At 67.9% G+C, this 25,132-nt stretch carries 26 protein-coding genes; 18 read left to right on the top strand and 8 right to left on the bottom strand.

Annotated features, from left to right (window positions below):
* The first annotated feature begins 30 nt into the window (after window positions 1-30).
* Genes purC through VD964_RS03055 form a run of 3 tightly spaced genes read left to right on the top strand, consistent with a single transcriptional unit; the run spans window position 31 to window position 1,767 of the window.
* On the top strand, window positions 31-795 hold the full coding sequence (purC, locus tag VD964_RS03065; protein ID WP_324865445.1) for a phosphoribosylaminoimidazolesuccinocarboxamide synthase: 765 nt from the start codon (window positions 31-33) through the stop codon (window positions 793-795).
* 46 nt (window positions 796-841) lie between these two features.
* Window positions 842-1,084, top strand: a complete 243-nt coding sequence (gene purS, locus VD964_RS03060) for a phosphoribosylformylglycinamidine synthase subunit PurS (RefSeq protein ID WP_014246942.1) — start codon at window positions 842-844, stop codon at window positions 1,082-1,084.
* 44 nt (window positions 1,085-1,128) lie between these two features.
* On the top strand, window positions 1,129-1,767 hold the full coding sequence (locus VD964_RS03055; RefSeq protein WP_324865439.1) for a DNA-3-methyladenine glycosylase 2 family protein: 639 nt from the start codon (window positions 1,129-1,131) through the stop codon (window positions 1,765-1,767).
* Between the two features lie 129 nt (window positions 1,768-1,896).
* Here VD964_RS03055 and VD964_RS03050 read toward each other — a convergent pair whose 3' ends face one another.
* Window positions 1,897-2,868 (bottom strand): diacylglycerol/lipid kinase family protein, encoded by a 972-nt coding sequence (locus VD964_RS03050; protein ID WP_324865436.1) that lies wholly within the window; start codon window positions 2,866-2,868, stop codon window positions 1,897-1,899.
* Window positions 2,869-3,067: 199 nt separating this feature from the next.
* On the opposite strand from VD964_RS03050, the gene VD964_RS03045 reads away from it, so the two are divergent.
* Window positions 3,068-3,910, top strand: coding sequence for a UDP-2,3-diacylglucosamine diphosphatase (locus VD964_RS03045; protein ID WP_324865434.1), 843 nt, complete (start codon window positions 3,068-3,070; stop codon window positions 3,908-3,910).
* Window positions 3,907-4,905 carry a glycosyltransferase family 1 protein gene (locus tag VD964_RS03040; RefSeq protein ID WP_324865432.1) on the top strand — a complete coding sequence of 333 codons (999 nt, stop codon included), beginning with the start codon at window positions 3,907-3,909 and terminating at the stop codon, window positions 4,903-4,905. The genes VD964_RS03045 and VD964_RS03040 overlap by 4 nt, the downstream gene beginning before the upstream one ends.
* Before the next feature lie 5 nt (window positions 4,906-4,910).
* Here VD964_RS03040 and VD964_RS03035 read toward each other — a convergent pair whose 3' ends face one another.
* Entirely contained in the window at window positions 4,911-5,729 is an 819-nt protein-coding gene (locus VD964_RS03035) for a YoaK family protein (protein ID WP_324865430.1), read from the bottom strand.
* Window positions 5,730-5,890: 161 nt separating this feature from the next.
* Here VD964_RS03035 and VD964_RS03030 point away from each other — a divergent pair, with 161 nt between their 5' ends.
* From VD964_RS03030 to VD964_RS03000, 7 genes are all read left to right on the top strand, one after another.
* Window positions 5,891-6,502: a LysE family translocator gene (locus tag VD964_RS03030; RefSeq protein WP_324865428.1), complete on the top strand. Its 612-nt coding sequence runs from the start codon at window positions 5,891-5,893 to the stop codon at window positions 6,500-6,502.
* Between the two features lie 217 nt (window positions 6,503-6,719).
* Window positions 6,720-7,610, top strand: a complete 891-nt coding sequence (locus tag VD964_RS03025) for a hypothetical protein (RefSeq protein ID WP_324865426.1) — start codon at window positions 6,720-6,722, stop codon at window positions 7,608-7,610.
* Window positions 7,611-7,660: 50 nt separating this feature from the next.
* Window positions 7,661-7,864, top strand: coding sequence for a hypothetical protein (locus VD964_RS03020; RefSeq protein ID WP_324865424.1), 204 nt, complete (start codon window positions 7,661-7,663; stop codon window positions 7,862-7,864).
* Window positions 7,865-8,029: 165 nt separating this feature from the next.
* A complete protein-coding gene (locus VD964_RS03015) occupies window positions 8,030-9,316 on the top strand; it encodes a 3-deoxy-D-manno-octulosonic acid transferase (protein WP_324865422.1) in 1,287 nt (428 codons plus the stop codon).
* A gap of 28 nt (window positions 9,317-9,344) precedes the next feature.
* A complete protein-coding gene (gene lpxK / locus VD964_RS03010; protein ID WP_324865420.1) occupies window positions 9,345-10,343 on the top strand; it encodes a tetraacyldisaccharide 4'-kinase in 999 nt (332 codons plus the stop codon).
* Window positions 10,327-11,223, top strand: coding sequence for a lauroyl acyltransferase (locus tag VD964_RS03005; RefSeq protein ID WP_324865418.1), 897 nt, complete (start codon window positions 10,327-10,329; stop codon window positions 11,221-11,223). Before lpxK ends, VD964_RS03005 begins: the two co-directional genes overlap by 17 nt.
* Before the next feature lie 31 nt (window positions 11,224-11,254).
* Window positions 11,255-11,917 (top strand): LysE family translocator, encoded by a 663-nt coding sequence (locus VD964_RS03000; RefSeq protein ID WP_324865416.1) that lies wholly within the window; start codon window positions 11,255-11,257, stop codon window positions 11,915-11,917.
* Between the two features lie 176 nt (window positions 11,918-12,093).
* On the opposite strand, the gene VD964_RS02995 is transcribed toward VD964_RS03000, so the two are convergent.
* Window positions 12,094-12,939 (bottom strand): BglII/BstYI family type II restriction endonuclease, encoded by an 846-nt coding sequence (locus VD964_RS02995; RefSeq protein WP_324865414.1) that lies wholly within the window; start codon window positions 12,937-12,939, stop codon window positions 12,094-12,096.
* A gap of 190 nt (window positions 12,940-13,129) precedes the next feature.
* Between VD964_RS02995 and VD964_RS02990 the strand changes: the two genes are divergently transcribed.
* From VD964_RS02990 to VD964_RS02970, 5 genes are all read left to right on the top strand, one after another.
* Window positions 13,130-16,249 carry a hybrid sensor histidine kinase/response regulator gene (locus tag VD964_RS02990; RefSeq protein WP_324865412.1) on the top strand — a complete coding sequence of 1,040 codons (3,120 nt, stop codon included), beginning with the start codon at window positions 13,130-13,132 and terminating at the stop codon, window positions 16,247-16,249.
* Window positions 16,250-16,475: 226 nt separating this feature from the next.
* Window positions 16,476-17,327, top strand: a complete 852-nt coding sequence (locus tag VD964_RS02985; protein WP_324865410.1) for an electron transfer flavoprotein subunit beta/FixA family protein — start codon at window positions 16,476-16,478, stop codon at window positions 17,325-17,327.
* A gap of 25 nt (window positions 17,328-17,352) precedes the next feature.
* Window positions 17,353-18,432 carry an electron transfer flavoprotein subunit alpha/FixB family protein gene (locus VD964_RS02980; RefSeq protein WP_324865408.1) on the top strand — a complete coding sequence of 360 codons (1,080 nt, stop codon included), beginning with the start codon at window positions 17,353-17,355 and terminating at the stop codon, window positions 18,430-18,432.
* A gap of 28 nt (window positions 18,433-18,460) precedes the next feature.
* Entirely contained in the window at window positions 18,461-19,762 is a 1,302-nt protein-coding gene (locus tag VD964_RS02975; RefSeq protein WP_324865406.1) for an FAD-dependent monooxygenase, read from the top strand.
* A complete protein-coding gene (locus VD964_RS02970) occupies window positions 19,759-20,052 on the top strand; it encodes a ferredoxin family protein (RefSeq protein WP_324865404.1) in 294 nt (97 codons plus the stop codon). The genes VD964_RS02975 and VD964_RS02970 overlap by 4 nt, the downstream gene beginning before the upstream one ends.
* A 227-nt stretch (window positions 20,053-20,279) precedes the next feature.
* On the opposite strand, the gene VD964_RS02965 is transcribed toward VD964_RS02970, so the two are convergent.
* A complete protein-coding gene (locus VD964_RS02965; protein ID WP_324865402.1) occupies window positions 20,280-20,684 on the bottom strand; it encodes a response regulator in 405 nt (134 codons plus the stop codon).
* A gap of 294 nt (window positions 20,685-20,978) precedes the next feature.
* Between VD964_RS02965 and VD964_RS02960 the strand changes: the two genes are divergently transcribed.
* Window positions 20,979-21,281, top strand: coding sequence for a hypothetical protein (locus VD964_RS02960; RefSeq protein ID WP_324865400.1), 303 nt, complete (start codon window positions 20,979-20,981; stop codon window positions 21,279-21,281).
* A 57-nt stretch (window positions 21,282-21,338) separates the two neighbouring features.
* Here VD964_RS02960 and nifW read toward each other — a convergent pair whose 3' ends face one another.
* From nifW to nifS, 4 genes are all read right to left on the bottom strand, one after another.
* Window positions 21,339-21,674, bottom strand: coding sequence for a nitrogenase-stabilizing/protective protein NifW (gene nifW, locus VD964_RS02955; protein WP_324865398.1), 336 nt, complete (start codon window positions 21,672-21,674; stop codon window positions 21,339-21,341).
* A gap of 13 nt (window positions 21,675-21,687) precedes the next feature.
* Window positions 21,688-22,512, bottom strand: coding sequence for a serine O-acetyltransferase (gene cysE / locus VD964_RS02950; protein WP_349255949.1), 825 nt, complete (start codon window positions 22,510-22,512; stop codon window positions 21,688-21,690).
* 23 nt (window positions 22,513-22,535) lie between these two features.
* The gene (gene nifV / locus VD964_RS02945; protein WP_324865394.1) at window positions 22,536-23,657 is read right to left on the bottom strand and encodes a homocitrate synthase; all 1,122 of its coding nucleotides are present in this window, start codon (window positions 23,655-23,657) and stop codon (window positions 22,536-22,538) included.
* 267 nt (window positions 23,658-23,924) lie between these two features.
* The gene (gene nifS / locus VD964_RS02940) at window positions 23,925-25,130 is read right to left on the bottom strand and encodes a cysteine desulfurase NifS (RefSeq protein WP_324865392.1); all 1,206 of its coding nucleotides are present in this window, start codon (window positions 25,128-25,130) and stop codon (window positions 23,925-23,927) included.
* Window positions 25,131-25,132 lie beyond the last annotated feature (2 nt).

The raw sequence follows: 25,132 nt of genomic DNA, 5'->3' as shown, positions 1-25,132 counted from the left end.
CCGGTCCTTACGTATTTGGACGAACACGCGATGACACGACGCCGGCGCATCTACGAAGGCAAGGCCAAGGTACTCTTCGAAGGGCCGGAGCCGGGCACCCTGGTGCAGTACTTCAAGGACGACGCCACCGCCTTCAACAACCAGAAGAAGGGCGTCATCACCGGCAAGGGGGTGCTGAACAACCGCATCTCCGAATATCTGATGAGCCGGCTGTCCGAGATCGGCGTGCCCACGCATTTCATGCGCCGCCTGAACATGCGCGAGCAGCTGGTGCGCGAGGTGGAGATCATCCCGATCGAGGTCGTCGTCCGCAACGTCGCCGCCGGCAGCCTGTCGCGCCGCTTCGGCATTCCCGAAGGCACGCCGCTGCCGCGCTCCATTATCGAGTATTACTACAAGTCGGACGAGCTGAGCGACCCGATGGTCTCGGAAGAGCACATCACCGCCTTCGGCTGGGCGGCGCCGCAGGATCTCGACGACATGGTCGCGCTGTCCTTGCGCGTGAACGACTATCTGTCCGGCCTCTTCCTCGGCATCGGGCTCAAGCTGGTGGACTTCAAGCTGGAGTTCGGCCGCCTATGGGAGAACGAGGAGATGCGGATCGTCCTGGCGGACGAGATCAGCCCCGACAACTGCCGCCTGTGGGACGTCAAGACCAACGAGAAGCTGGACAAGGACCGGTTCCGCCAGGATCTGGGCCGTGTCGAGGAAGCCTATCAGGAGGTCGCGCGGCGCCTCGGCATCCTGCCGGAAGGCGGGCCGAGCGACGTCAAGGGCCCCAAGACCATTCAATAGTCAGCAACCACCCCTCCACCAACACCGTAAAGCGAGCGGACATCCGATGAAGGCCAAGGTTCACGTCACCCTCAAGCGCGGCGTTCTCGACCCCCAGGGCAAGGCCATTGCGCACGCGCTGCACACGCTGGGCTTCGACGGCGTCGAGGACGTCCGCGCCGGCAAGGTGATCGAGCTGCAGCTCAAGAGCACCGACGAGGCGACCGCCCGCAAAGAGGTCGAGGCGATGTGCAGCAAGCTGCTCGCCAACACCGTGATCGAGGACTACGCCATCGAGCTGGTGGCCTGAGCCACCGCTTGCGGGACGTGGGGCGCGGCCGATGAGCGTCGAGCATGAACGCTGAACATCTGGCCGCGCTCGACCCCATTTTCGCCGAATGCCTGCGCGTCGGCGGCCCGGTGATCCGCGACTTCACCCGGCCGACCGGCTTCGTCGGCCTGCTGCGCATGGTGATGGAGCAGCAGCTCTCCACCAAGGTGGCGCTGGCGCTCTGGGCCAAGCTGCAGGACCGTCTGGGCGGCGCCGTCACGCCCGACGCCATCCTGGCGCTGGACGACGAGACGTTGCGCGCCTGCGGTTTTTCCCGCCAGAAGATCGGCTATGCCCGCGGCCTCGCCGAGGCGGTGGCGAGCGGACGGCTCGATTTCGACATCATCCATGGCCTGCCGGACGAGGAGGCGATTGCCCAGCTCGTCGCGCTGAAGGGCATCGGCCGTTGGAGTGCCGAGGTCTATCTGATGACCACCCTCGACCGCCCGGACATCTGGCCCATCGGCGATCTGGCGATCCAACTGGGCGTCCAGCGGCTGAAGGGCTGGGCCGACAAGCCGACGGCGAGGCAGCTGATCGAGGTGGCCGAGCCCTGGCGGCCCTACCGCTCGCTGGCGGCGCGGCTGGTCTGGCACCATTACGTGGCGTTGCAGGAGCAGGCGAGGGCGGCGAAGGCTGGGCGCCGGTTGCCCCCTCCCTAACCCTCCCCCTCTTCGAGGGAGAGGGGACTGCCGCCGCCTTTGCACTTACTCCCTCTCCCGCGATCGGACCGGCCTTCGGCCGGCCGAGGGCGGGGGAGGGTTAGGGAGGGGGCATCGTCAGCCAACCCCTCACCCCACCAGCACCGGCAACCGCCACCCCGCCAGCGCGATCTCCACCGGCAGCCGCGCCAGCACGTCGCCATCCCCCTGCACTGCGTCGGCGAACAGCCCGTCACCCGCCGGCCCCTCGATCCGCACGCGCTTGGCCGTCACCACGCGATACTCCGGGAAGCGTGTCAGCCGCCCGGCGGTGACGCCCCAGACATAGCGCAGCGCGTTCAACCGCCCGCCACGCGGGAACAGGCATACATGCAGCTCCGGCTCCGTCAGCCGCGCATCGGGCGCGCAGATGAAGCGGCCGCCGTAGAAATGCCCCTTGGCGACGATGACCGACGCCACCTCCTGCGGTGGGCCATCGTCCAGCGTGACGCGGTAGCGGTGGTCCGGCCGGGTCGCCAGCTGCACCAGCGTTTCCGCCACATAGGCGCCCTTGCCGATCAGCCGCTTCACCCGTGGATCGACCCGCTCCACCACCCGCGCGTCCAGCCCGACCCCGGCCATCAGCGAGAACACCCGCCCGTTGGCCAGCGCCGGCCAGATCATCGTCCGCCGCCCGCCGGCAATCGCCGCGGCGATCCGTTCCGCATCCATGCCCAGGCCCAACTCGGCGGCCAGCACGTTGGCGGTGCCCATCGGCACGATGCCGAGCGGCAGCGGCCTGCCAGCCTCAGCGTGAATCGCCAGCCCGTTGATGACCTCGTTGATGGTGCCGTCGCCCCCGGCCGCCACCACCGCATCGACGCTGGCTGGATCGGCCTCGCGGGCGAAGGCCTCGGCATCGCCGCGCTTGCCCGTCGGCTTGACGGCGACGCTCACCCCGCGCGCCTCCAGCCGGGAGACCACCGCGCGCAGCCGCCGCGCCCGCCGTCCACCGGCAGTCGGGTTGTGGATCACCAGCAGCCGCCGCACAGCGAGCGCCGCATCGTCTCCGCCGCCCGCGCCAACCGCCGGGCTCTCGTCCATCAGCACCGTGTCGCGCACCGATTCGCTCTCCCTGAACGGCGCACGGGGCGCCTTCTGTTGCAGAACCATGAAGGGCAGGCGGCGGTTCCATTGCAGTAAAACTGCCGATCCGTGACGAAAGCCCAAATCACTGTGACGAATAGGTGCAGGCGTTCCAAATCGTTGTCAAGGTGTGGTGCTTTCCTTTATACGGCAGTTGTCTTGATGGCCACCGGCCATGGCGACGACGGAGCGGATGATGGACGCCGTCCCAGCGGTCAAGCGCTACCGCAGCATTTGGATATCCGACGTTCATCTTGGAACGCGCGGCTGTCAGGCGGAGCTGCTTCTCGATTTCCTGAAGCATACCGAATCGGATCACCTGTTCCTGGTCGGCGACATCGTCGACGGCTGGCGGCTGAAGAAAAGCTGGTACTGGCCCCAGGCGCACAATGACGTGGTGCAGAAGATCATGCGCCGCGCCCGCAAGGGGGTGGAGGTCTATTACATCCCCGGCAACCATGACGAGGCGGCGCGCGATTATGTCGGCCTCCAGTTCGGCGGCGTGCATGTGGTCGATGAATGGGTCCACACCACCGCCGACGGCCGGCGCCTGCTGATCACCCACGGCGACAAGTTCGACGCGGTGGTGCGCTATGCCAAGTGGCTCGCCCTGCTGGGCGACCACGCCTACGTCACGCTGCTGCACGTCAACACCCTGTTCAACTGGGTGAGGCGCAGGCTGGGCTTCAACTATTGGTCGCTGTCGGCCTACCTGAAGCACAAGGCCAAGACCGCGGTCGAGTTCATCGGCAAGTACGAACAGGCGCTGGGCGACGAAGCCCGCCGCCGCAAGGTCGACGGCGTCGTCTGCGGCCACATCCACACCGCCGAGATGCGCGATATCGAAGGAATCCTCTATTGCAACGACGGCGATTGGGTCGAGTCCTGTACCGCCTTGGTCGAGCACGACAGCGGCGCGCTGGAGATCATCCACTGGACGGAGGTCATGGCGCAGCGGATGCCAACCCCTGGTCCCAGTGTGGGCAAGGTGACGGCGAAGGAACGGGAAGCGGCGTGAACATCCTGATCGTCAGCGACGCCTGGCACCCGCAGGTGAACGGCGTCGTGCGCACCATCGGCACCGTGCGCGATGAGTTGGAGGCGATGGGACACAGCGTCGAGGTGATCGGACCCGACCGTTTCCGCACCCTGCCGATGCCGACATACCCGGAAATCCGGCTGGCGCTGGGGGCGAAACGCCGGCTGTGGGCGATGATCGACGGCATGCGGCCCGACTGCATCCACATCGCCACCGAAGGGCCGCTGGGCTTTGCCGCCCGGTCCTATTGCCTGAAGCATGGCAAGCCCTTCACTACCGCCTATCACACGCGCTTTCCCGAATATGTCCGCGACCGCGCGCCGATCCCGCTGGCGCTGTCCTATGCGGTGGTCCGCCGCTTCCACAAGCCGTCCTCGGCGGTGATGGTGGCGACCCAGACCATCGAGGACGCACTGACGCACCGTGGTTTCGTCAACATCCGCCGCTGGACCCGCGGCGTCGATACCGAACTGTTCCGGCCCCGCGACAAGGGCTTCCTCGATCTGCCGCGGCCGGTGTCGATGTATGTCGGCCGCGTCGCGGTGGAAAAGAACCTGGAGGATTTTCTGCGCCTCGACCTGCCCGGCACCAAGGTGGTGGTCGGCGACGGCCCGGCGCGGGAAGAGTTGCAGCGCAAATACCCCGGCGTTCATTGGGTCGGCGCCAAGCATGGCGAGGATCTGGCGAAGCACTACGCCGCCGCCGACGTCTTCGTCTTCCCGTCGCGCACCGACACCTTCGGGCTGGTCCTGCTGGAGGCGCTGGCATCCGGCGTGCCGGTGGCCGCCTACCCGGTGCCGGGACCGCTGGACGTGGTCGACGGTTCCGGCGCCGGCTGCCTGGACGTGGATCTGAAGCGGGCGGTGGAAGGCGCGCTGGCGATCCCGGCGCAGAAATGCCGCGACTATGCGCTGGGCTATTCCTGGCGCCGCTCGGCCGAACAGTTCCTGTCCAACCTGCGGCCATTCACGTAAAGGCGTCATATCAGCGGGGGCGGCGCTTCCCGGTGCCGCCCCCCGCCGTTTGTCTTGAGGCGCTGGCGCAGCAGCAGACGCGTCCGCGTCCGCGCGTCGTCCACCATCGGCACGATCGCCAGCAGCACCAGGAATGCGGCCAGCGGCACCGTCGTGACATAGCCCGCATATTTGAAACCGGCGGCACCAATCACCCCGCCCAGGCAGAAGGCACCGAGCAGACCCACCAGCAGGCCCAGCCGCGGCCAGTTGGTACGCACCGGCTGGTAGCGCGCCGACTCTGTGCCGAGGTTGATGTAGACCAGCTTGCCCAGTTCGATGCCGATATCGGTGACGATGCCGGTCATGTGGGTGGTGCGGATCTCCGCATTGGAGATCTTGGTGACGATGGCGTTCTGCAGTCCCATGATGAAGCACAGCAGCAGAACGGTCACCGGCACGAACAGCGCCCGATGCTCGTCCAGGCTGTGGCCCAGCAGCCCGAAGCCCAGCAGCAGCAGCGCCTCCCAGAACAGCGGGTAGGCATAGGCGCTGTGCATCCGGTTGTGCCGCCCCCAATTGATCAGGATGGTGGAATAGGCCGCCCCCGAGACGAAGGCCGCCACCGACGCCATCCCCGCCGCAACCGCCACGAGGTTTCCCAGCACCAGATTGTCGGCGATGGACGAGACGATGCCGGTCATGTGCGAGGTGTATTGCAGCACCGCCAGCAACCCGCCCGCATTGATCGCCCCGGCGACGAAGGCCAGCGACACGCCGAGATGGACGTTGGCCCGTCTGGTTCGCTTGCTCTCCGAGATCGCACGGAGATATGAGACCGGCATGCATCACCGCGAGGCGGGGGATTTCGATCAGGATAGCCGAGGGACGGGGTAGGGGACAATGCGACGGGATGGACTTTCCCGTCTTGCGAAACCTTCCCTTGGCGACGGTCCCGCGCCATGGTTCCATTCGGCTCTCCCACATTGGCGTGAGGTTTGCGCTCATGAGCCCCGAATTCCTCATCACTTCCCTGATCGTCGTCGCCTCGCCCGGCACCGGGGTGCTGCTCACGCTGGCGGCGGGGTTGTCGCAGGGAGCGCGGGCGAGTGCGATCACGGCGTTCGGCTGCACGCTGGGGATCGTGCCGCACATGGCTGCCGCCGTGCTTGGGCTGGCGGCGCTGCTGCACACCAGCGCCGTGGCGTTCCAGGGGCTGAAGATCCTGGGCGTGCTCTATCTGCTCTACATGGCCTGGGCGACGCTGAAGGAGCAGGGGGCGCTCAGCGTCCAGGCGGAGACCGTGCGGCACCCGGCCGGGCGGATGATCCTGCGGGCGGTGCTGGTCAATGTGCTGAATCCGAAGCTGTCGATCTTCTTCCTGGCCTTCCTGCCGCAATTCGTCAGCGACGCCGATCCGCAGCCGCTCGCCCGCATGCTGGAACTCAGCGGCGTGTTCATGGCGCTGACCTTCGCGGTCTTCGTCGTCTACGGCCTGTTCGCCGCCGCGGTGCGCGATCAGGTGGTCTCCCGCCCGCGGGTGTTGGCCTGGATGCGCCGCAGCTTCGCCGCCGCCTTCGCCGCGCTGGGAGCCAAGCTGGCGCTGGCGGAGCGGTGAGTGCGAGCTTCCGGGCGCTTCTGGAACATTCATCGCAGACGTGTTCCGCCATGTTCCGAAGTCACCGGCTGAGACCGGCAGCCCGCCGGTATTCTTCCTTGGCGGGCAACCGGATGGAAACATCCCTTGCCGGTTGAGATCGCTTTACAGGGTCGGGCGCTCATGCTAGCCCACATGGCGAGAAACACTCTCGGAATCCACAACCGAGGACCTTGCTATGGCCCGCCGTTCGACCGTCGCCTCCACCCGTCCGGACCGTGCTCCGCGCCGGCAGTCCGCATCGCGGGGCCTGCTCGCCGTCCTGCCATTGGTGGCCGCGGTTTCCGGCTGCGCCTCCTTCGAGGGCTATCCGGAGCGTCTGCCGGCCGAACCGATGGTGGTGGAGCAGGGGAGTGCCGCCGCGATCCTCGGCTGTGCCGACGAGACCTGCCGCAACACCAGGGTCGCGGCACGCATGTACGCCATCGACACCAACTTCTCGGAGTTCGAGCAGAAGCTGTTCCAGCAGATGCGCGAGGCGGGCTTCTCCACCGACGTGCTGACGCTGGGCGTCACCTCGGCCGGTGCGGCCAGCGGCGGTGCGGCAGCCAGCGTGCTGTCGGCGATCGGCGCCGGGATCACCGGCAGCCGCGCCGCGTTCGAGAAGGAGGTGCTGGGCGACAAGGCGCTGCCGGCCATTCACTCCTCCATGCGCGCCAACCGCGCCCATGTGCGCGCCCGCATCCTGACCGGTCTGTCGAAGCCGCTGAAGGACTATCCGCCCGGCATCGCGCTGACCGACCTTGAGGATTATTATTCCAGCGGAACGGTGCTGAGCGCCCTGATCGGCATCACCCAGCGCGCCGCCACCGCCGCGCATGAGGCCGAACAGCAACTCGTCAGCATCTCCGGCTTCGCTTCCACCGACGCCGCCAATTTCCTCTACGGCTATGCCGTCGCCGATGGGCTGTCGGATGCGGAGAAGCGCGACCGGCTGAACCGCATCGCCGCCCAGTACAAGGCCCAGGGCGTCGACACCCGCGGCATCGCCACCATCAGCCTGATCCGCAACCCGGCGCTCGCCGGCCAGACCGCCGCGGTGGCCCGCGGCTTCGGCTGGAAGGGCTGAGGCTTCACCCACGAAAAGCCCTTGATTCAATACCGGCTGGAGGGACCGACATGGTGGTGAATTCCGACCTGACCGAAGAGCAGGCCGATCAGATCATTGAAACGACCAAGCTCGAATATCCCGACGCCGTGACGGCGAAGACGAAGCAGAAGAATGGGCTTTGGACTGTCGTCTATCGGATCGATGGCCAGACCGGCGTTGTCGTTGCCGACAACGTCACGGAGCAGGACGCCGACGGGCTGCCGGGGGCCTGACCGTCCGGCTTGGGCCGGGCTGACGGCGCGCGGCTGCCCGTCTAACCGGCCTCTGTTACGGAATGCGTGCCGCGTGCTAAGGTACCGCCGGGCGCGCTGCCGGTCTTCCGTATCAGGGGGACCAGCAGCGCGCCCGTTGTCGTCCGTCTCCTGTTCCGGGCCTTGATGCTGCAATCCCTTTACCGTGGCCTGACGACCGTCGCCGGGCCGGCGGTGCGCCTCTATCTCGACCGCCGCCGCGCCGCGGGCAAGGAAGACCCCGTGCGTCAGGCGGAGCGGTTCGGCACGCCCTCGCGCCAGCGGCCGGCCGGACCGCTGGTGTGGATCCATGCGGCCAGCGTGGGCGAGGCGAATTCCGTCCTGGTCCTGATCGGCCGGCTTCTGGACGACGCGCCCGACCTGTCCGTGCTGATGACCACCGGCACCGTCACCTCGGCCGAGCTGATGGGACGGCGGCTGCCGGAGCGGGCGATTCATCAATATGTGCCGGTCGATCTGCCGGGTGCCGTCGACCGTTTTCTCGACCACTGGCGCCCCGACGCGGTGCTGTGGACGGAATCGGAGATCTGGCCGAACCTGTTGGCCGGCATCCGCGCCCGCTCCATCCCCGCCGCCCTGGTCAACGCCCGCATGTCGGAGCGCAGCTTCGCCCGCTGGCGCAACGCGCCGGGCTTCGTCGGCGGGCTGCTGTCGACATTCCAGATCACGCTGGCCCAGACCGAAGGCGATGCGGAGCGGCTGCGCCGGCTGGGCGCCGCGGGCGTCGCCAGCGTCGGCAACCTGAAATTCTCCGCCGAGCCGCCACCCGCCGCCGCCGATGCGATGGAGCCGCTGCGCGCCGCACTGGACGGTCGGCCGGTCTGGCTGCTCGCCAGTTCCCATTCGGGGGAGGAGGAGGTCGCGGCGACCGTCCATGCGGCGCTGGCTCCCGCTCTGCCCGGCCTGCTGACCATCATCGTCCCCCGCCATGCCCATCGCGGCGAGGCCGTTGCCGAGTTGATGCGGGCGCGCGGGTTGTCGGTGCTGCGGCGGACGGACCGCCACCTGCTGCCGGGGCCGGAGCATGCCGTCCATGTCGCCGACACGATGGGCGAGCTGGGACTGTTCTACCGCGCGGCGCCGGTGGTGTGCATGGGCGGCTCCTTCATCCCCCATGGCGGACAGAACCCGGTGGAGCCGGCGCAGCTGGGCTGCGCGGTGCTCTATGGCCCGCACATGTTCAATTTCGGTGAGATCACCCACATGCTGGAGGCCGCCGGCGGCGCCCTGCCGGTCGCGGACGGCGACGCGCTGACCCGCGAGATCCGGCGGCTGCTGACCGACGAGCGCGCGCGCGACCGCATCGTCGCGGGCGCCGCGCGGGTGACGGCGGACAACCGGCGGATCATCGACCGCGCGCTTGCGGCGCTGTCCCCGGTGCTGGGCACCGCCGGCATCCCGACCTCCGCCTGAGGGATGAGCGTGAGGGGATGACCGGCCCGTGAAGACCCCCGAATTCTGGTACAGGCCGCCCGGCCTGGTATCCTTGCTGCTGGCGCCGCTGGGCGCCCTCTATGGGCTGGCCGGACGGCGGCGCATCGCCGGCACCGTTCCGCAACGGGTCATGGCGCCGGTGGTCTGCGTCGGCAATCTGGTGGCGGGCGGGGCCGGGAAGACGCCGGTCGGGCTGGCGCTGATCGCCGCACTGCATGCCCGCGGCATTCCCGCCCATGCGCTGACCCGCGGCCATGGCGGACGGGAGGCCGGGCCTCTGCAGGTCGATCCCGTCCGCCACACCGCGGCCGATGTCGGCGACGAGGCTCTGCTGCTGGCCGGCGCCGCACCCTGCTGGGTGGCGCGCGACCGGGTGGCGGGGGCGCAGCGCGCGGTCGCCGCCGGGGCAGGGGCCATCGTCATGGATGACGGGTTTCAGAACCCGGCCCTTTACAAGGATCTGGCGCTGATCGTCGCCGACGGCGCGGTCGGCTTCGGCAATGGGCGGCTGGTGCCGGCGGGGCCGTTGCGCGAACGGGTGGCCGACGGCCTCGCCCGTGCCGACGCCCTGGTGATCCTGGGGGAGGACCGCCATGGCCTCGCGGCGCTGGCCGGCGGGCGTCCGGTGCTGAAGGCATGGCTGGAGCCCGATTCCGCCGCCGCCGCCCGGCTTGCCGGCCGGGACGTCCTGGCCTTCGCCGGCATCGGCCGCCCGGAGAAGTTCTTCGCCACGCTGGAGGCGCTCGGCGCCCGCGTGGTGGAGCGGGTGGCCTTCGCCGACCACCATCCCTACCGCCCCGCCGAGGTCGCGGCGCTGTTCGACCGCGCCGCCGGGCTGGGCGCCTTGCCCGTCACCACCGCCAAGGACGCCGTACGCCTGCCGCCGGAGCTTCGGGGCAGGGTGGACGTGCTGCCCGTCTCCGTCCGCTGGGAGGATGAGGGGGCGCTCGCCGCACTGCTGTCCCCTGTGCTGTTGAAAGGAAGCCCTGATGGCCAAGCCGCGTAGCCCGCTGCAGCAATGGCTGACGCGCCATGTCGGCTACAAGCTGGAGGCGGCGCTCGTTCATGGAATCTGCGGCCTGTTCCGGGCCCTGCCGCTCGACCGCGCGTCGGCGCTCGGCGGCTGGATCGGACGGACGGTCGGGCCGTTGCTGCCCAACAGCGCGCGTGCCCGCCGCAACCTGACCCGCGCCTTCCCCGAGAAGAGCAAGGCGGAAATCGACGCCATCCTGCGCGGGATGTGGGACAATCTGGGCCGCACCATCGCCGAATATCCGCATCTGGAACAGATCGGCCGCGAGCGGGTGGAACTGGTCGGCGTCGAGCATGTCGACGCGCTGCGCGAGGACGGCAAGGCCGGCATCCTGGTCTCCGGCCATCTGGCGAACTGGGAGGTGCAGTCGGTCGTTGCCCGGCTGCTCGGGCTGGAGGTGGGCGTGGTCTATCGTGCGCCCAACAACCCGATCGTCGGCGAGCTGCTGGTGAAGTTGCGCGGGGCGGCGACCGGCATGCAGATCCCCAAGGGGCCGGACGGTGCCAGGATCCTGCTGCGTCACCTGACCAAGGGCGGCCATGTCGGCATGCTGATCGACCAGAAGATGAACGACGGCATTCCCGTCCCCTTCTTCGGTCGTGACGCCATGACCGCGCCGGCCGCAGCATTCCTCGGCATGAAGATGCAGCTGCCGCTATGCCCGGCGCGGACCGAACGGCTGGAGGGCGCGCGGTTCCGCGTCACCGTCCTGCCGCCGGAGGAATACCCGACCAGCGGCGACCGCAATGCGGATGCGCGAATTCTGATGGAACGTTTGAACCGTCTGTTGGAGGATTGGATCCGCGACAGGCCGGCGCAATGGCTGTGGATCCACCGCCGCTGGCCGGATTGACCGCTCCCCTACCGCCCGAAGGCCCGCCGCCATGACCCTGCCGCTCGACCCCCATCTGTTGCAACTCTACATGATCGCCGTTTGTGTCCTGGTCCTGGCGCCGGGTCCGGATTCGCTGCTGGTGCTGACCCGCAGCATCGCCGACGGCAGGCAGGCGGGGGTGGTGGCGACGCTGGGCATCTGCGTTGGCAACATGGTGCATGCGCTGCTGGCCGCCGCCGGCATCTCCGCCCTGATCGCGGCCTCGACCACGCTGTTCGACCTGCTGCGCTATGCCGGCGGCGCCTATCTGGCGTGGATCGGCCTGCGGTCGCTGTGGAGCGTCTGGGCGAGCCGGGGCGCCGAACCCGCGCCGGCCATCGAGGCGCCGGCCTCGGCCCGCGCCGGCCGGGTGTTCGTCCAGGCGCTGCTGACGAACCTGCTGAACCCGAAGGTCATACTGTTCCAACTGGCCTTCGTTCCGCAATTCATCGCCCCCGCCCTGGGTCATGTGGCGCTGCAGACCTTCATCCTGGGCAGCATCATCTCGGTGCTTGGCGGCATCTATCTGGCCGGTGTCGCCGCGCTCAGCGCCGGCGCCGCCCGCCGCGTGCTGTCCAGCCCGCGGGTGCGCACGGCGCTGGACGGCATCGCCGGGGTGCTGTTCCTGGGCTTCGCGGTGCGCCTGCTGCTTACGGACCGGAAGTTCGCGTGATGCACGCTGATGCCCCCTCCCCATCCCTCCTCCCTCGGCCGGCCGAAGGCTGGTCCGATCGAGGGAGAGGGGGCAGGATGCTTGTCGGCGTGAATCGGCTGCCGAAGCAGCGGCAGTCCCCTCTCCCACCGAAGGTGGGGGAGGGTTAGGGAGGGGGCACACCGCAACCACCCCCCTCACCAAAGATCGTCCTCGTCCTCCGCCCCCGTATCGACATCGAAGGTCGCCGTCTGCCGGACGACTGGGTGGCTGTCCTTCCATTCCTCGAAATCCGACACCAGCGCCGGGCGGATGCCCAGCGCCAGCACCGGGCAGCCGCCGCCGCGGCCGGCGTCCAGCCGGTAGAGCAGCTTCTTCATCCAGGTGGTGCTGGCACCGTACTTGTTCTGGAAATTCTTCATCTCCACCCGCCGCGCCACCTCGGTGAACAGCGGGATCAGCTCGGCGCTGCGGGTCAGCAGGACGCCGGCATTGATGATGCCGCATTCGTAGAAGGTGCGGGCGGCGTAGAGGTCGCGGTCGAAGGTCTGGTCCTTGCTGTTCCATTCCAGGTCGAAGGACACGCGCTCCTTCACGAAGTCGATCTTGTGGCCGTCGATGAAGCCGTTGACCTTGTACAGCTCCTCGCGCTGGCGCTGCTCGGTCACGGTCTGGCCGCGGTTCTTGCCGGCGATGCGGCGCTTTTCCTCATGCGTCACGATCATCTTGGTGATGAACAGGTCGCCGCGGATGCGCGTCTCGTTCCAGCCCAGCGGGTTCAGCATCCGCTCCATCGTCTTGGCGATCTGCGACTTGTTGCCGCCGGATGCCACGATGTCCTCGGTGCGGATGCGGAACTCCATCAGCCGCTCGGTGATCTCGCGGAACTCGGCCGTGCAGGCATAGGCCAGGATGCGGGCAGCGTTGCGGTAGCTGTGCACCTCGTACAGGTCGAGGAAGCCCGGCGGGAACAGGTCGCCCAGGTCGGGATCCCGCGCCTCGATCAGCGGGGCCTTGTCGTGGATGCAGGCAAGCAGGTTCATGACGGCACATGCGCGATTGAAAACGGCGCCACCATGGCGGCTGCCGTCCGGCAAATCCACCATTTCCACCTGATGGTTGCCGCCTCATGGCGTCGATCGGGGGCCGAACTGGCGGCCTTTCCCGCACCTATGCTAAGGTCGCCCGCGCGCCGGGGTGGAAAACGCGCGGCAAGTTCGCCGGGGGACCGTGATGAGCGACGAATTCCTGTTCGCGGAGGAGGAACCCGCCGTCGAAGTGGCGGCCGAGGCTGCCGAACCGGTCGAACCCTGGCTGATCCTGATCGTCGACGACGACCCCGCCATCCACGCCACCACCAAGATGGTGCTGCGCGGCTTCACCTTCGAAGGACGCCCGGCGCAGTTCTTGTCGGCCGCCACCGCGGCGGAAGCCCGCGGGGTGCTGCGCGACAACCCGGCCATCGCGGTGATCCTGCTCGACGTCGTGATGGAGTCGGACGATGCCGGCCTGCGGCTGGTCCGCTACATCCGCAGCGAGTTGAGCAACCGGCGGGTCCGCATCATCCTGCGCACCGGCCAGCCGGGGCAGGCGCCGGAACGCGACGTCATCCTCAGCTACGACATCAACGACTACAAATCGAAGACGGAGCTGACGGCGCAGAAGCTGTTCACCTCCGTCGTCGCGGCCTTGCGCGGCTATCAGGACATCACCGCGATCGAGGACCACCGCGAAGGGTTGGAGCGCATCCTCGACGCGTCCTCCACGCTGCTGGGCAAGCGGACGATGGCGGAATTCGTGCGCCATGCCGTGGCGCAGATCGTCGGCGTCTGCCCGCCGGCCAATGGAATGACTTTGGGCGGGGTGGCGCTGGTCAGCCGCCTGTCGGATGGCCTGTCGGATGGGCCGCAGCCGGCGGAACCGCTGGTGCTGGGCGGTGCCGGCCGCCATGTCGGGATGGAGGGAACGCCGTTGTTCCTGGCCCTGCCGGACGAGGCGGTGCAGGTGGTGACGGCGGCGCTGGCCGACGGCCGCAACCGGTTCGAGCGCGGGCACAGCGTTCTGGTCTTCCGCTCCGCCACCCGGCGGCACGACACGGCGGTCTATCTCGGCCATGGCCGCGCGCTGACGGCGGACGAACGGCGGCTTCTGGAGGTGTTCTGCGCCAAGGTCGCCATCGGCTTCGACAACGTCCACCTCTACGAGGAGCTGACCGAGCTGAACCGCAGCCTGGAAGGCCAGGTGGCGGAACGCACGCGCGACCTCGTGGCCGCACGCGAGGCGGCGGAGGCGGCACGGTCGGAGGCGGAGGCGGCCAATCAGGCGAAGTCGCTGTTCCTGGCCACCATGAGCCATGAGATCCGCACGCCGATGAACGGCATCCAGGGCATGCTGGAACTGCTGGAACACACCAGCCTGACAGGCGACCAGCGCGAACTGGTCACCGTGGTGCGGGAATCGGCCGGCGCCCTGCTGACCATCATCAATGACATCCTGGACTTCTCGAAGATCGAGGCCGGGCGGCTGGACCTGGAACGGGTGCCGGTGGCGCTGGCCGGCGTGGTGGAGGGGGTGGCAGACACGCTGGCCCCCGGCGCGCGGGCCAAGGGCCTGTCGCTGGTCACCTATGTCGATCCCGACCTGCCGGCCGCGGTGCTGGGCGATCCGGTGCGCATCCGGCAGGTGCTGTTCAACATCGCCGGCAATGCGGTGAAGTTCACCCAGTCCGGTTCGGTGACGGTGCGGGTGGAACTGGCGCATTTCGACGGCGACCGGGTCATCATCCGGGTGGCGGTGACCGACACCGGCATCGGCATCTCGGCGGAGAATCAGGTCCGCCTGTTCCGTCCCTTCACCCAGGCGGAGGTGTCGACCACCCGCCGGTTCGGCGGCACCGGTCTCGGGCTGTCGATCTGCCGGCGTCTGGCCGAGCTGATGGGCGGCGACATCGGCGTCACCAGCGAACTGAATGTCGGCTCCACCTTCTGGTTCACCTTCGCCGCCGATCTGGTCCCGGCGGAGGATGACGCCTGCCTTCAGCGGGCGCCGCTGCAGGGTGTGACGGTGCTGCTGTTGGCGGCGGATGCGAAGGAGCGCGGCTTCCTTGCCCGCTACCTGAACGCCGATGGCGCCCAGGTGGTGGAGGCCGCCGATGCCGACGCGGCATTGGACACCCTTCTGCCCACCGCCGCCTGCGACGTGCTGGTCTCCACCTTGGGCACCGACAGCGGGGCGCTGGACAGCGACCCGCGTGGCCGGGTGCGCGGCCGCGTGCTGATCGGCGGCGATGCGCTGACCGCCGGCGATACCGCTGCGCTCGGTTCCTCGGGGGGTGGGGCCGGCGCCGGAACCGTCGTCCTCGGCCGGCCGGTGCGGCGGACCAGCCTGATCCGCGCCGTCCTGGCTGCCGCCGGACGCATGCCGGCAGGGGAGGGCGGACGGGCCGATCTGCAGCCGGAACCGGAGGAGCCGGCCGCTCCCGCCGCCGGCCGGCGGCGGCTGCCCACGGTGGAGGAGGCGCGGGCGCGGTGCCGACTGATCCTGGTGGCGGAGGATCATCCGACCAACCGGCAGGTGATCCAGCGCCAGCTCGCCTTGCTGGGCCATGTCATGGAAACCGCGGAGGACGGCGCCCAGGCGTTGGCCCTGTGGCGGGCCGGCGGCCATGGCCTGCTGCTGACCGACTGCCAGATGCCGGAGTTGGACGGCATGGAACTGGCCCGCAGCATCCGGGCGGCGGAAGCGGCCGGGGGAGGTCCCCGCCTGCCCATCGTCGCCATCACCGCCAATGCGACGGAGAACGAGGCCCAGCTTTGCCTGCAGGCCGGCATGGACGAAACGCTGGCCAAGCCGGTCAGCCTCGCCGATCTGCGCCGCGTGCTCGACCGTTTCCTGCCGCCGGACGGTTACGCAGAAGGCTGGGCGGAGGAGGAGCCCGACGAGCAGGCCGCCCTGCCGCCGGAGGCCGTCGAGGCTTCGCCGGTGTCCGTCGAGGCTCCGCCGGCGGTGCCGCAGGCGGCCGGCCTGCCGCCGCTCGACATGGATGCGCTGACCGCGCTGTTCGACGGTGACGCCGACTTCGTCCGCCATCTGCTGGGCGAGTTCGTCACCTCCAACCGCACCTCCCACCGTTGGCTCATCGATGCGCTGGCGGGCGAGATCTGGGACGAGGTGCGGCAGGCCGCCCACAAGCTGGCAGGTTCCTCGCGCACCGTCGGCGCCCGCGATCTCGCCGCCGCCGCGGACGCGGTGGAAATGGCCGTGATCGACCGCCGGCTGGACGGCATCGCCGTCATGGTCGCCCGCGTCGGCGTCGAACTGGACCGCGTCGTCGGCCATATCGAAGCGGTCTGATCCTCGCCCCGCGCGGGCTGTAACGAACCCGACATGGCAGCCCCCTTGTCGCCTTTGCGACAAGGCCGCGGGGCATCGCACCTTCGGAAAATTCTGAACATTTTCCGTGGCTTGGCCGGTCTCCGCCGGCTGGCACGCCGCTTGCTATCCTGGGTGTATCCCGGCCCGGTGCCGGCCCCAAACCCACATGCGCGCCACAGCGAGAGCGGAAGCCAAGGAGAACGGGATGCACATCGTCGTCTGTATCAAGCAGGTGCCCGACAGCGCCCAGATCCGCATCCATCCCGTCACCAACACCATCATGCGGCAGGGCGTGCCCGCTATCATCAACCCGTTCGACCTGTTCTCGCTGGAAGAGGCGCTGCGGCTGAAGGACAAGGTGGGCGCCCGCGTCACCGTGCTGACCATGGGGCCGCCGATGGCGGAGACCTCGCTGCGCAAGGCGCTGTCGCTGGGGGCCGACGATGCGGTGCTGCTGACCGACCGCAAGTTCGCCGGGTCCGACACGCTGGCGACCTCCTACGCCCTGACCTCCGCGATCCAGAAGCTGGCGGAGGAGGAGCCGGTCGACATCGTCTTCTGCGGCAAGCAGACGGTCGACGGCGACACCGCCCAGGTCGGCCCCGGCATTGCCACCCGCCTCGGCTTCGAGCAGCTGACCTACATCACGAAGATCGAAGATCTGGACATCGCGTCCAAGGAGATCGTGGTTCAGCGCCGCTCCGAAGGCGGCGTCCAGGTGCTGAAGACGACGCTGCCCTGCATGATCACCATGCTGGAAGGCACCAACACCATCCGCTTCGGCAAGATGGACGACCTGTTCCGCGCCGCCCGCTACGAGCTGAAGACCTGGAGCCGCGACTTCACCGGCGCCGAGGAAGGCCGCGTCGGCCTGAAGGGCTCGCCGACCGTGGTGTCGAAGGTGTTCGTACCGAAGCCGCGCGCCGAGAAGGCCAAGATGATCGAGGCCGCATCCGACACGCCCGACGCGATGGCCGCCGCCGCCATCGACGCCATCTTCGCCGCCCAGCCCAAGCTGTCCGACGACCTGCTCGCCCGCGCCGCGGCCGGGCTTTGACGATACACCCGCGGGAGACCCGACGATGAGCGAACCGAGCAAGCCCCAGGGCCGCAAGTTCCAGCTTCCCGAACACCTGAAGGTTTACAAGAACGTCTGGGTGATCGTGGAGCAGGAGCGCGGCATCGTCCACTCCGTGTCGCTGGAGCTGCTGGGCGAAGCCCGCAAGCTGGCCGACAAGCTGGGGGTGGAGGTGGGAGCGGTGGTTCTGGGTGCCGAAAGCCCCGACCTGAACCGCATCTGCGGCGACGCCATCAGCTATGGCGCCGACATCGTCTACAAGGTGACCGATCCGGCGCTGGCCGACTACCGCACCGACCCCTATTGCCGCGTCATGACCGATGTGGTGAACGCCCACAAGCCGGAGATCGTGCTGCTGGGTGCCACCACGCTGGGCCGCGATCTGGCGGGCGCCATCGCTACCACGCTGGCGACCGGCCTGACCGCCGACTGCACCGAGCTGGACATCTACGCCGACAACCGCTCGCTGGCCGCCACCCGGCCGACCTTCGGCGGCACGCTGCTCTGCACCATCCAGACCTTGGCCTACCGGCCGCAGATGGCGACGGTGCGCCCGCGCGTGATGGCGATGCCGGAACGCGACGACGCCCGCACCGGCCGCGTCGTCGAAATCCGGCCCGATCTGCGGGAAGAGGACATCGTCACCAAGGTCCTGAACTTCATCGCCGACCGCGAGCAGAACGAGGCGCAGCTGGCCTTCGCCGACATCATCGTGTCGGCCGGGAAGGGGCTGGGCAAGGTCGAGAACATGAAGCTGGTCTTCGACCTCGCCCGGGTGCTGGGCGGCGAGGTCGGGGTGACCCGCCCGCTGGTCCAGGCCGGTTGGGCCACGAATGACCGTCAGGTCGGTCAGACCGGCAAGACGGTGCGGCCCAAGCTCTACATCGCCGCCGGCATCTCCGGCGCCATCCAGCATCGGGTCGGCATGGAGAAGTCGGACCTGATCCTGGCGATCAACACCGATCCCAACGCGACGATCTTCGACTTCGCCCATCTCGGGCTGGTCGGCGACGCACTGACGATCCTGCCGGCGCTGACCGACGCCTTCGGTCGTCGCCTCTCCGTCAACCGCATGGCCGGCTGACCGCCGGACGAGAAAGGAGCCTGTCGACATGGTCGAAAAGTTCGACGCCATCGTCATCGGTGCCGGTCCGTCCGGCAACGCCGCGACATACACGCTGGCCAAGCAGGGGTTGAAGGTGCTCCAGCTTGAGCGCGGCGAATATCCCGGCGCCAAGAACGTTCAGGGCGGCATCATGTACGCCCACGAGCTGGAGAAGATCATCCCGGACTTTCGGGACGATTGCCCGACGGAGCGCCACATCATCGAACAGCGCGTCTGGCTGCTGGGCGACGACAGCTATGTCGGCACCAACTACCGGTCGGAGTCCTTCAACAGCGACAAGCCGAACCGCTACACCATCATCCGCGCCAACATCGACAAATGGTGGGGCGAGCAGATCCGCAAGGTCGGCGGTCTGCAGATCTGCGAGACGACGGTGACGGAGCTGATCCGCGACCCGTCCGGCAAGGTGATCGGCGTGCGCACCGACCGCGAGGGCGGGGAGATCCATGCCAACGTCGTCATCATGGCCGACGGCGTCAACGCCCTGCTCGCCAAGCGCGCCGGCCTTCAGGCCGAAGCGGCGCCGGAGAATGTGGCGCTGGCCGTCAAGGAAATTCTCTTCATCGATCCGGAGCTGATCCAGCAGCGCTTCGGCATCAAGGAGGACGAAGGCGTCGTCATCGAGATCATGGGCAAGGTGACCAAGGGGATGGTCGGCACCGCCTTCCTCTACACCAACAAGGAATCGCTGACGATCGGCATCGGCTGCCTGATCTCCGACTTCAAGAACGGCGATTGCCCGCCCTACAAGATGCTGGAAGATCTGAAGAACCACCCCGTCATCAAGCCGCTGATCGAAGGGGCGGAGATGAAGGAATATGCCGCCCACATGATCCCGGAGGGCGGCTACAAGGCGGTTCCGCAGCTCTACGGCGATGGCTGGATGGTGGTCGGCGATGCAGCCCACTTCAACAACGCGGCCCACCGCGAGGGCTCCAACCTCGCCATGGCGTCGGGCCGGATGGCGGCGGAGACGGTGATCGAGCTGAAGGCAGCCGGTAAGGGCTACACCGCGTCGAATCTGGCGGCCTACAAGAAGAAGCTGGACGATAGCTTCATCATGAAGGACCTGAAGAAGTATCGCGAACTGCCCGGCATCATGCACGGAAACAAGCAGTTCTTCGGCGCCTATCCCGACGAAATCACCTCCGCGGTCCACAACTGGTTCACCGTGGACAGCGTCGACAAGAAGACCAAGGAAAAGCAGATCATGAAGTCCTTCATCAAGCGCCGCTCGGTGATGGGACTGGTCGGTGACGCAATCAAGCTGGTGAGGGCCGTACGATGAACATGATGGTCAAGGTCGAAGAGAAACTCTATCAGAACCGCTACATCGTCGACGAGAGCCGGCCGCACATCCAGATCAAGAGCCTGGAAGCCTGCCAGACCTGCGAGAAACAGGCCTGCACCTTCTGCTGCCCGGCCGCCTGCTACAGCAAGAACGAGACCGGCGGCGTGACGTTGGTGACCGACGGTTGCCTGGAATGCGGCACCTGCCGCGTCGTCTGCCAGGACAAGGGCAACATCGCCTGGGACTATCCGCGCGGCGGTTACGGCATCAGCTACAAGTTCGGCTGATCGGTTCGCGTCTGTTGTCTTGCCCCGCTCACTCGACGGCCTCCGCGCGGCGACGCGCGGGGGCTGATTTGTTTGGTGGGGAATGGCTGTTGGGCAATTGCCCCCTCCCTAACCCTCCCCCTCTTCGAGGGAGAGGGGACTGCCGCCGCTCCGCGACTTACTCCCTCTCCCGCAATCGGACCGACCTTTGGTCGGCCGAGGGCGGGGGAGGGTCGGGGAGGGGGCAATCAGCTACCTCTCAGCACCCCCGCAGCATGGTCCAGCGCCCGCTGCAACTCGGCGGGAAAATAGGGCTTGCGGACGAAACCGAAGGGCTCGCAGTCGGCGGCGCGGTGCCGGGTCTCGGCATCGGCGAAGGCGGAGGTGAAGATGCAGCGGATGCCGGTGCGGGCACGGATGGCCGCGGCGGCGTCGATCCCGTCGCGCGGGCCGAGCAGGCGGATGTCCATCATCACGATGTCTGGGCGCAGCCGCTCGGCCGCCCCGATCGCGGCGTCGGCATTGTCCTCGATGCCGATGACGGCGAAGCCCAGCATGCCCAGGACCTCTTCCAAAGCCATGGCGGCGAGACTTTCGTCCTCGACGATGAGGATGCGCAGGGGATGGTCGGAGGCAGGCGTAATGTCTGTCATCGTACTCGCGCGGGTGCTGTCACAAGAATTCTACAGGAGCCACGCAGTAGGCGAACCCAAAAAGCGCAGGATTATGACCAATGGTGCGGTCTGCGCCTGATGCATGGCGCTACGGGCAGGCATGGCAGCAGGTCGGCGCAGGTGCGTGAGGAGAGATCGCACGCCCTTGTTTTTCACCCCGTCGGCGTACCATCTCTGTCGCATGGCTGTTTTCAGGACCGAACGTCGCGGACCTGCGCGCGTCCCTTGCGGACCATTGGCGGGGCCGCGCCCTATTCCATGAGGAGGACGGCGATGGACCTGCGTGTCTGTTTCGAAAATATGGAGAACGTCAACGTCAACGACGCGGCGATGATGAAGCACTACGCCAAGAGCTATTTGGCGGATTTCGAACCCGAATGGGCCGGATTCATCATGCTGCCCCACGACGAGACCATGCGTGCGACGATGGAGCCTGCCTGGCAGGTTCTGATCCGCGACGCTACGCCGCGGACGGAGCAGGAACTGCTGCGTTACATCGACGAGAACCCGATGGCCGCCTACCACGTCCACGTCTACCGGCGCGACGACGGCCCCAACGAGAGCAAGATCCACTGACGGCAAAGGGGGCGCGGCCGGCGCCCCCCTCCCGTCGATGTCATGGGTGCCGGCGGCTCAGCCGACCGGCGACCCCAGCAGGCTGTTCAGCGGGACGAAGCGGTCTGCCATCTTGCGCGCTTCCTCCTTGTGGACCTTGAAGGTCTTCTCCGCGATGGCGTTGGACACCATGAAATCCTGGTAGGCGCGTTCCAGATGAAAGCGGTAGCGCGCCGACATGCCTTCGTCGTCCAGCCCCTCCATCCCATGGTCCGCCGACAGGTAGTCGTGAAAGCGCTGCAGGATGTGCAGGCGGTTCACATTGACCACGCGCTGGTCATAGGTGACGTGGAAGAAGCGCAGGAAGTCTTCCGCGGTTTCCAGATCGTCGAGGTCGTCGGTGAAATCGCTCATCGTCGAAGGCTCCTCACGCGTGCTGCTGGGTGGAAGGGGAGGGGCTGCACCCCTCCTGGTCGCAGATGTTGCCACAAGAGCTGCAGGCCACACCGTCCAAACGTATATCGCTGTGCATATCGTTCAGGCGAAATTCCGACAGGCGGATGTTCTTAGCAGGAAACTGTGACGTTTCGGTTGCGGTGTGGGCTTCCAGCCGGGCTTCGATGCGGTTGATGTGGTCGATCAGGCAGGCGATGGCCTTGCCGACCGGGTCCGGCATCAGATGATGTTCCAGGTCGATGCCATGATCGGAGACAGGTTGATCCGACAACTGGCGATGCGCTTCCGGCCGCACCACCCGGCCGGGGATGCCGACAACGGTCATTCCCGGCGGTACCGGCTTGGTCACCACCGAATTGGCGCCGACCCGCGCGTTGGTGCCGACGGTGATCGGCCCCAAGACTTTGGCGCCGGCACCGACCAGCACGCCGTCCGCCAGCGTCGGGTGCCGCTTGCCCTTGGTCCAGGAGGTGCCGCCCAGCGTCACCCCGTGATAGAGCGTCACGTCGTCGCCGATCTCTGCAGTCTCGCCGATCACCACGCCGGCACCATGGTCGATGAAGAAACGGCGGCCGATGCCGGCACCGGGATGGATGTCGATGTTGGTCACCGCGCGCGCCACATAGGACAGGAAGCGCGCCGGCCAGCGCAGCCCCCGCCGCCAGGCCGCGTTGGCGAAGCGGTGGATCACCAGCGCATGGATGCCGGGATAGCAGGTCAGCACGTCGAAGACATTGCGCGCCGCCGGGTCGCGGTCGAACACGCAGGCGACGTCCTCGCGCAGCAGGGCCAGAATGCCCGGGGAGCTTTTGGGCTTGGTCATGTCGCCGCCTCCAGAAAGGCGTGCAGTTCCTCGGGCGTAGGCGGCCGTTTGGCGCGGGTGGCCAGCGCGCGGACGCGCGGCAGCACCGCCTGCGCGGTGGCGTCGTCGCAGGCGATGCCGAGCCGCTCGTAGGCCAGCTTCACCGCCGCGGTGCCGGAATGCTTGCCCAGCACGATGCGGTGTTCGCGCCCGACCTCGGCCGGGTCGAAATTCTGGTAGGTGGCACGGTCACGCAGCAGCCCGTCGACATGGATGCCGGCCTCGTGGGTGAAGACGGCGGCGCCGACGATGGATTTGTTGACCGCCACCGGCCGGTTGGAGGCTCGCTCCACCAGATCGCTGATGGCGCCGAGCGACCGCGTCTCCACGCCGGTGTCGATGTGGTAGAGGTGCTTCAGCGAGACCACCACCTCCTCCAGCGGGGCGTTGCCGGCGCGCTCGCCCAGGCCGTTCACCGTGGTGTTGACATGGGTGGCGCCGCCCAGCACCGCGGCCAGCGAATTGGCGTTGGCGAGGCCCAGGTCGTCATGGGCGTGGATCTCGATCTCCAGGTCGGTCGCCCGGCGCAGCCGTTCGATGCAGGCGCGCGTCTGGAAGGGGTCGAGCACGCCGAGAGTGTCGGCGAATCGGAACCGCCGCGCGCCCGCCTCTTGCGCAACCGTGGCGGCGGCGATCAGGAAATCCATGTCGGCGCGGGAGGAATCCTCGCCGCCGACGCTGACCTCCAGCCCATGGTCGCGCGCCTGTTTCACCCGGCGCTCGATCTCCGCCAGCGCCCAGGCGCGGCTGCGCTTCAGCTTCTTCGTGATTTGGATGTCCGACACCGGCATCGACAGGTTGACGAAGCCGACATTGCAGGACAGCGCCGCCTTCAGGTCGGCGTCGTGCATGCGGCACCACACCATCAGCCGGCCCTTCAGCCCCAGTGCGGCCACGGCGCGGATGCCCTCGCGCTCCTCCTCGCCCATGGCGGGGATGCCGATCTCCTGCTCCGGCACGCCGGCGGCGTCGAGCGCGCGGGCAATGGCGATCTTCTCGTCCAGCGTGAAGGCGACGCCCGCCGTCTGCTCGCCGTCGCGCAGCGTCGTGTCGTTGATGGTGGCGAAGGTGGTGGGCATGGGGGCACCTTCTTGGAGTTGTTGCCGCGGATTGCCCCCTCCCCATCCCTCCCCCGCTTCGCGGGAGAGGGGGTAGGACGCTTGGTAAGGGTCAGCAAAGGAGCGGCGGCAGTTCCCTCTCCCGCGGAACGCGGGGGAGGGCTAGGGAGGGGGCCGAGAACTTCGCCCCCAAGTCAGTGTCGCAGGCCGGGCCGGGGACCCGCCCCGACGGGGTGTCGTCGGGCGGGGTGCCGGGACGGGCCATCGACCCGGCCTGCGATTCCGGTGTTACGAATAAACGGGTGCAAACTCCTTCGCCTTGCCCGCGTCCTGCTGCCAGTAGGGCGACAGGCTGCGCAGCTTGGCGATGATGCCCGGCACCACGGCGATGACCCGGTCGATCTCCTCCTCCGTCGTGTCGCGCGACAGCGAGAAGCGGGTGGCGCCATGGGCGGCGGTGTAGGGCACGCCCATGGCGCGCATGACGTGGCTGGGCTCCAGCGAACCCGAGGTGCAGGCGGAGCCGGAGGACGCGGCGATGCCGGCCTCGTTCAGCAGCAGGAGGATTGCCTCGCCCTCGATATACTCGAAGGCGATGTTGCAGGTGTTGGGCAGGCGGTTGTCGGGGTTGCCGGTGACGAAGCAGCTCGGCACCGCCGCCAGGATCGCCTGTTCCAGCTTGTCGCGCAGCGCCTTCACCCGCGTGTTCTCGTCGCCCATATGGACCAGCGCCAGTTGGGCGGCGGCGCCCAGCCCGACGATGCCGGGCGCGTTCTCGGTGCCGGCGCGGCGCGAGCGCTCCTGATGGCCGCCGCGCAGCATCGGGCGGTAGCGCAGGCCGCGCTTGACGTAGAGCGCGCCGATGCCCTTGGGAGCGTGCAGCTTGTGACCGGACAGCGACAGCATGTCGATGGCGCTGTCCGCCAGCTTCACCGGGATCTTGCCGACCGACTGCACCGCGTCGGTGTGGAAGAGGGCGCCGACCTCCTTCGCCATGCGCGCCAGTTCCTCCACCGGGAAGATCGTCCCGGTTTCGTTGTTGGCCCACATGATGGAGACGATGGCGACCCGGTCGGACAGGGCCGCGCGGTAGGCCTCCATGTCGAGGTTGCCCTTGTTGTCCACCGGGATTCGGTGGACCGTGTAGCCGCGCTTCTTCTCCAGATATTCGCAGAGCGCCAGCACGCCGGGGTGTTCGACCACGCTGGTGACGATCTCGCGCTTCTTCGGATAGGCCTCCAGCGCCGACAGGATGGCGGTGTTGTCGCTTTCCGTGCCCCCGGAGGTGAAGACGATCTCGCTGTCATGGGCGGCGCCCAGCAGGGCCTGGACCTGTTTGCGCGCCCATTCGATCTTGCCGCCCACCGCGGCGCCGAAGCCGTGCATGGAGGAGGCGTTGCCGAAATGCTCGGTGAAGAGCGGCAGCATCTCCTGCAGCACTTCCGGATCGACGCGGGTGGTGGCGTTGTTGTCGAGATAGATGCCCTGGCTCATGG

Source organism: Azospirillum sp., from assembly GCF_035628975.1.
Classification (GTDB): domain Bacteria; phylum Pseudomonadota; class Alphaproteobacteria; order Azospirillales; family Azospirillaceae; genus Azospirillum.
The sequence above is the reverse complement of the archived record's forward strand: the minus strand, read 5'-3'. Positions and strand labels throughout refer to the sequence as shown.

Coding starts and splice junctions, on each gene's coding strand:
- purC (WP_324865445.1), top strand. CDS start 31: ATGACACGACGCCGGCGCATCTACGAAGGCAAGGCCAAGGTACTCTTC.
- purS (WP_014246942.1), top strand. CDS start 842: ATGAAGGCCAAGGTTCACGTCACCCTCAAGCGCGGCGTTCTCGACCCC.
- VD964_RS03055 (WP_324865439.1), top strand. CDS start 1,129: ATGAACGCTGAACATCTGGCCGCGCTCGACCCCATTTTCGCCGAATGC.
- VD964_RS03045 (WP_324865434.1), top strand. CDS start 3,068: ATGGCGACGACGGAGCGGATGATGGACGCCGTCCCAGCGGTCAAGCGC.
- VD964_RS03035 (WP_324865430.1), bottom strand. CDS start 5,729: ATGCCGGTCTCATATCTCCGTGCGATCTCGGAGAGCAAGCGAACCAGA.
- VD964_RS03030 (WP_324865428.1), top strand. CDS start 5,891: ATGAGCCCCGAATTCCTCATCACTTCCCTGATCGTCGTCGCCTCGCCC.
- VD964_RS03025 (WP_324865426.1), top strand. CDS start 6,720: ATGGCCCGCCGTTCGACCGTCGCCTCCACCCGTCCGGACCGTGCTCCG.
- VD964_RS03020 (WP_324865424.1), top strand. CDS start 7,661: ATGGTGGTGAATTCCGACCTGACCGAAGAGCAGGCCGATCAGATCATT.
- VD964_RS03015 (WP_324865422.1), top strand. CDS start 8,030: ATGCTGCAATCCCTTTACCGTGGCCTGACGACCGTCGCCGGGCCGGCG.
- VD964_RS03005 (WP_324865418.1), top strand. CDS start 10,327: ATGGCCAAGCCGCGTAGCCCGCTGCAGCAATGGCTGACGCGCCATGTC.
- VD964_RS03000 (WP_324865416.1), top strand. CDS start 11,255: ATGACCCTGCCGCTCGACCCCCATCTGTTGCAACTCTACATGATCGCC.
- VD964_RS02995 (WP_324865414.1), bottom strand. CDS start 12,939: ATGAACCTGCTTGCCTGCATCCACGACAAGGCCCCGCTGATCGAGGCG.
- VD964_RS02990 (WP_324865412.1), top strand. CDS start 13,130: ATGAGCGACGAATTCCTGTTCGCGGAGGAGGAACCCGCCGTCGAAGTG.
- VD964_RS02985 (WP_324865410.1), top strand. CDS start 16,476: ATGCACATCGTCGTCTGTATCAAGCAGGTGCCCGACAGCGCCCAGATC.
- VD964_RS02980 (WP_324865408.1), top strand. CDS start 17,353: ATGAGCGAACCGAGCAAGCCCCAGGGCCGCAAGTTCCAGCTTCCCGAA.
- VD964_RS02975 (WP_324865406.1), top strand. CDS start 18,461: ATGGTCGAAAAGTTCGACGCCATCGTCATCGGTGCCGGTCCGTCCGGC.
- VD964_RS02970 (WP_324865404.1), top strand. CDS start 19,759: ATGAACATGATGGTCAAGGTCGAAGAGAAACTCTATCAGAACCGCTAC.
- VD964_RS02965 (WP_324865402.1), bottom strand. CDS start 20,684: ATGACAGACATTACGCCTGCCTCCGACCATCCCCTGCGCATCCTCATC.
- VD964_RS02960 (WP_324865400.1), top strand. CDS start 20,979: ATGGACCTGCGTGTCTGTTTCGAAAATATGGAGAACGTCAACGTCAAC.
- nifW (WP_324865398.1), bottom strand. CDS start 21,674: ATGAGCGATTTCACCGACGACCTCGACGATCTGGAAACCGCGGAAGAC.
- nifV (WP_324865394.1), bottom strand. CDS start 23,657: ATGCCCACCACCTTCGCCACCATCAACGACACGACGCTGCGCGACGGC.
- nifS (WP_324865392.1), bottom strand. CDS start 25,130: ATGAGCCAGGGCATCTATCTCGACAACAACGCCACCACCCGCGTCGAT.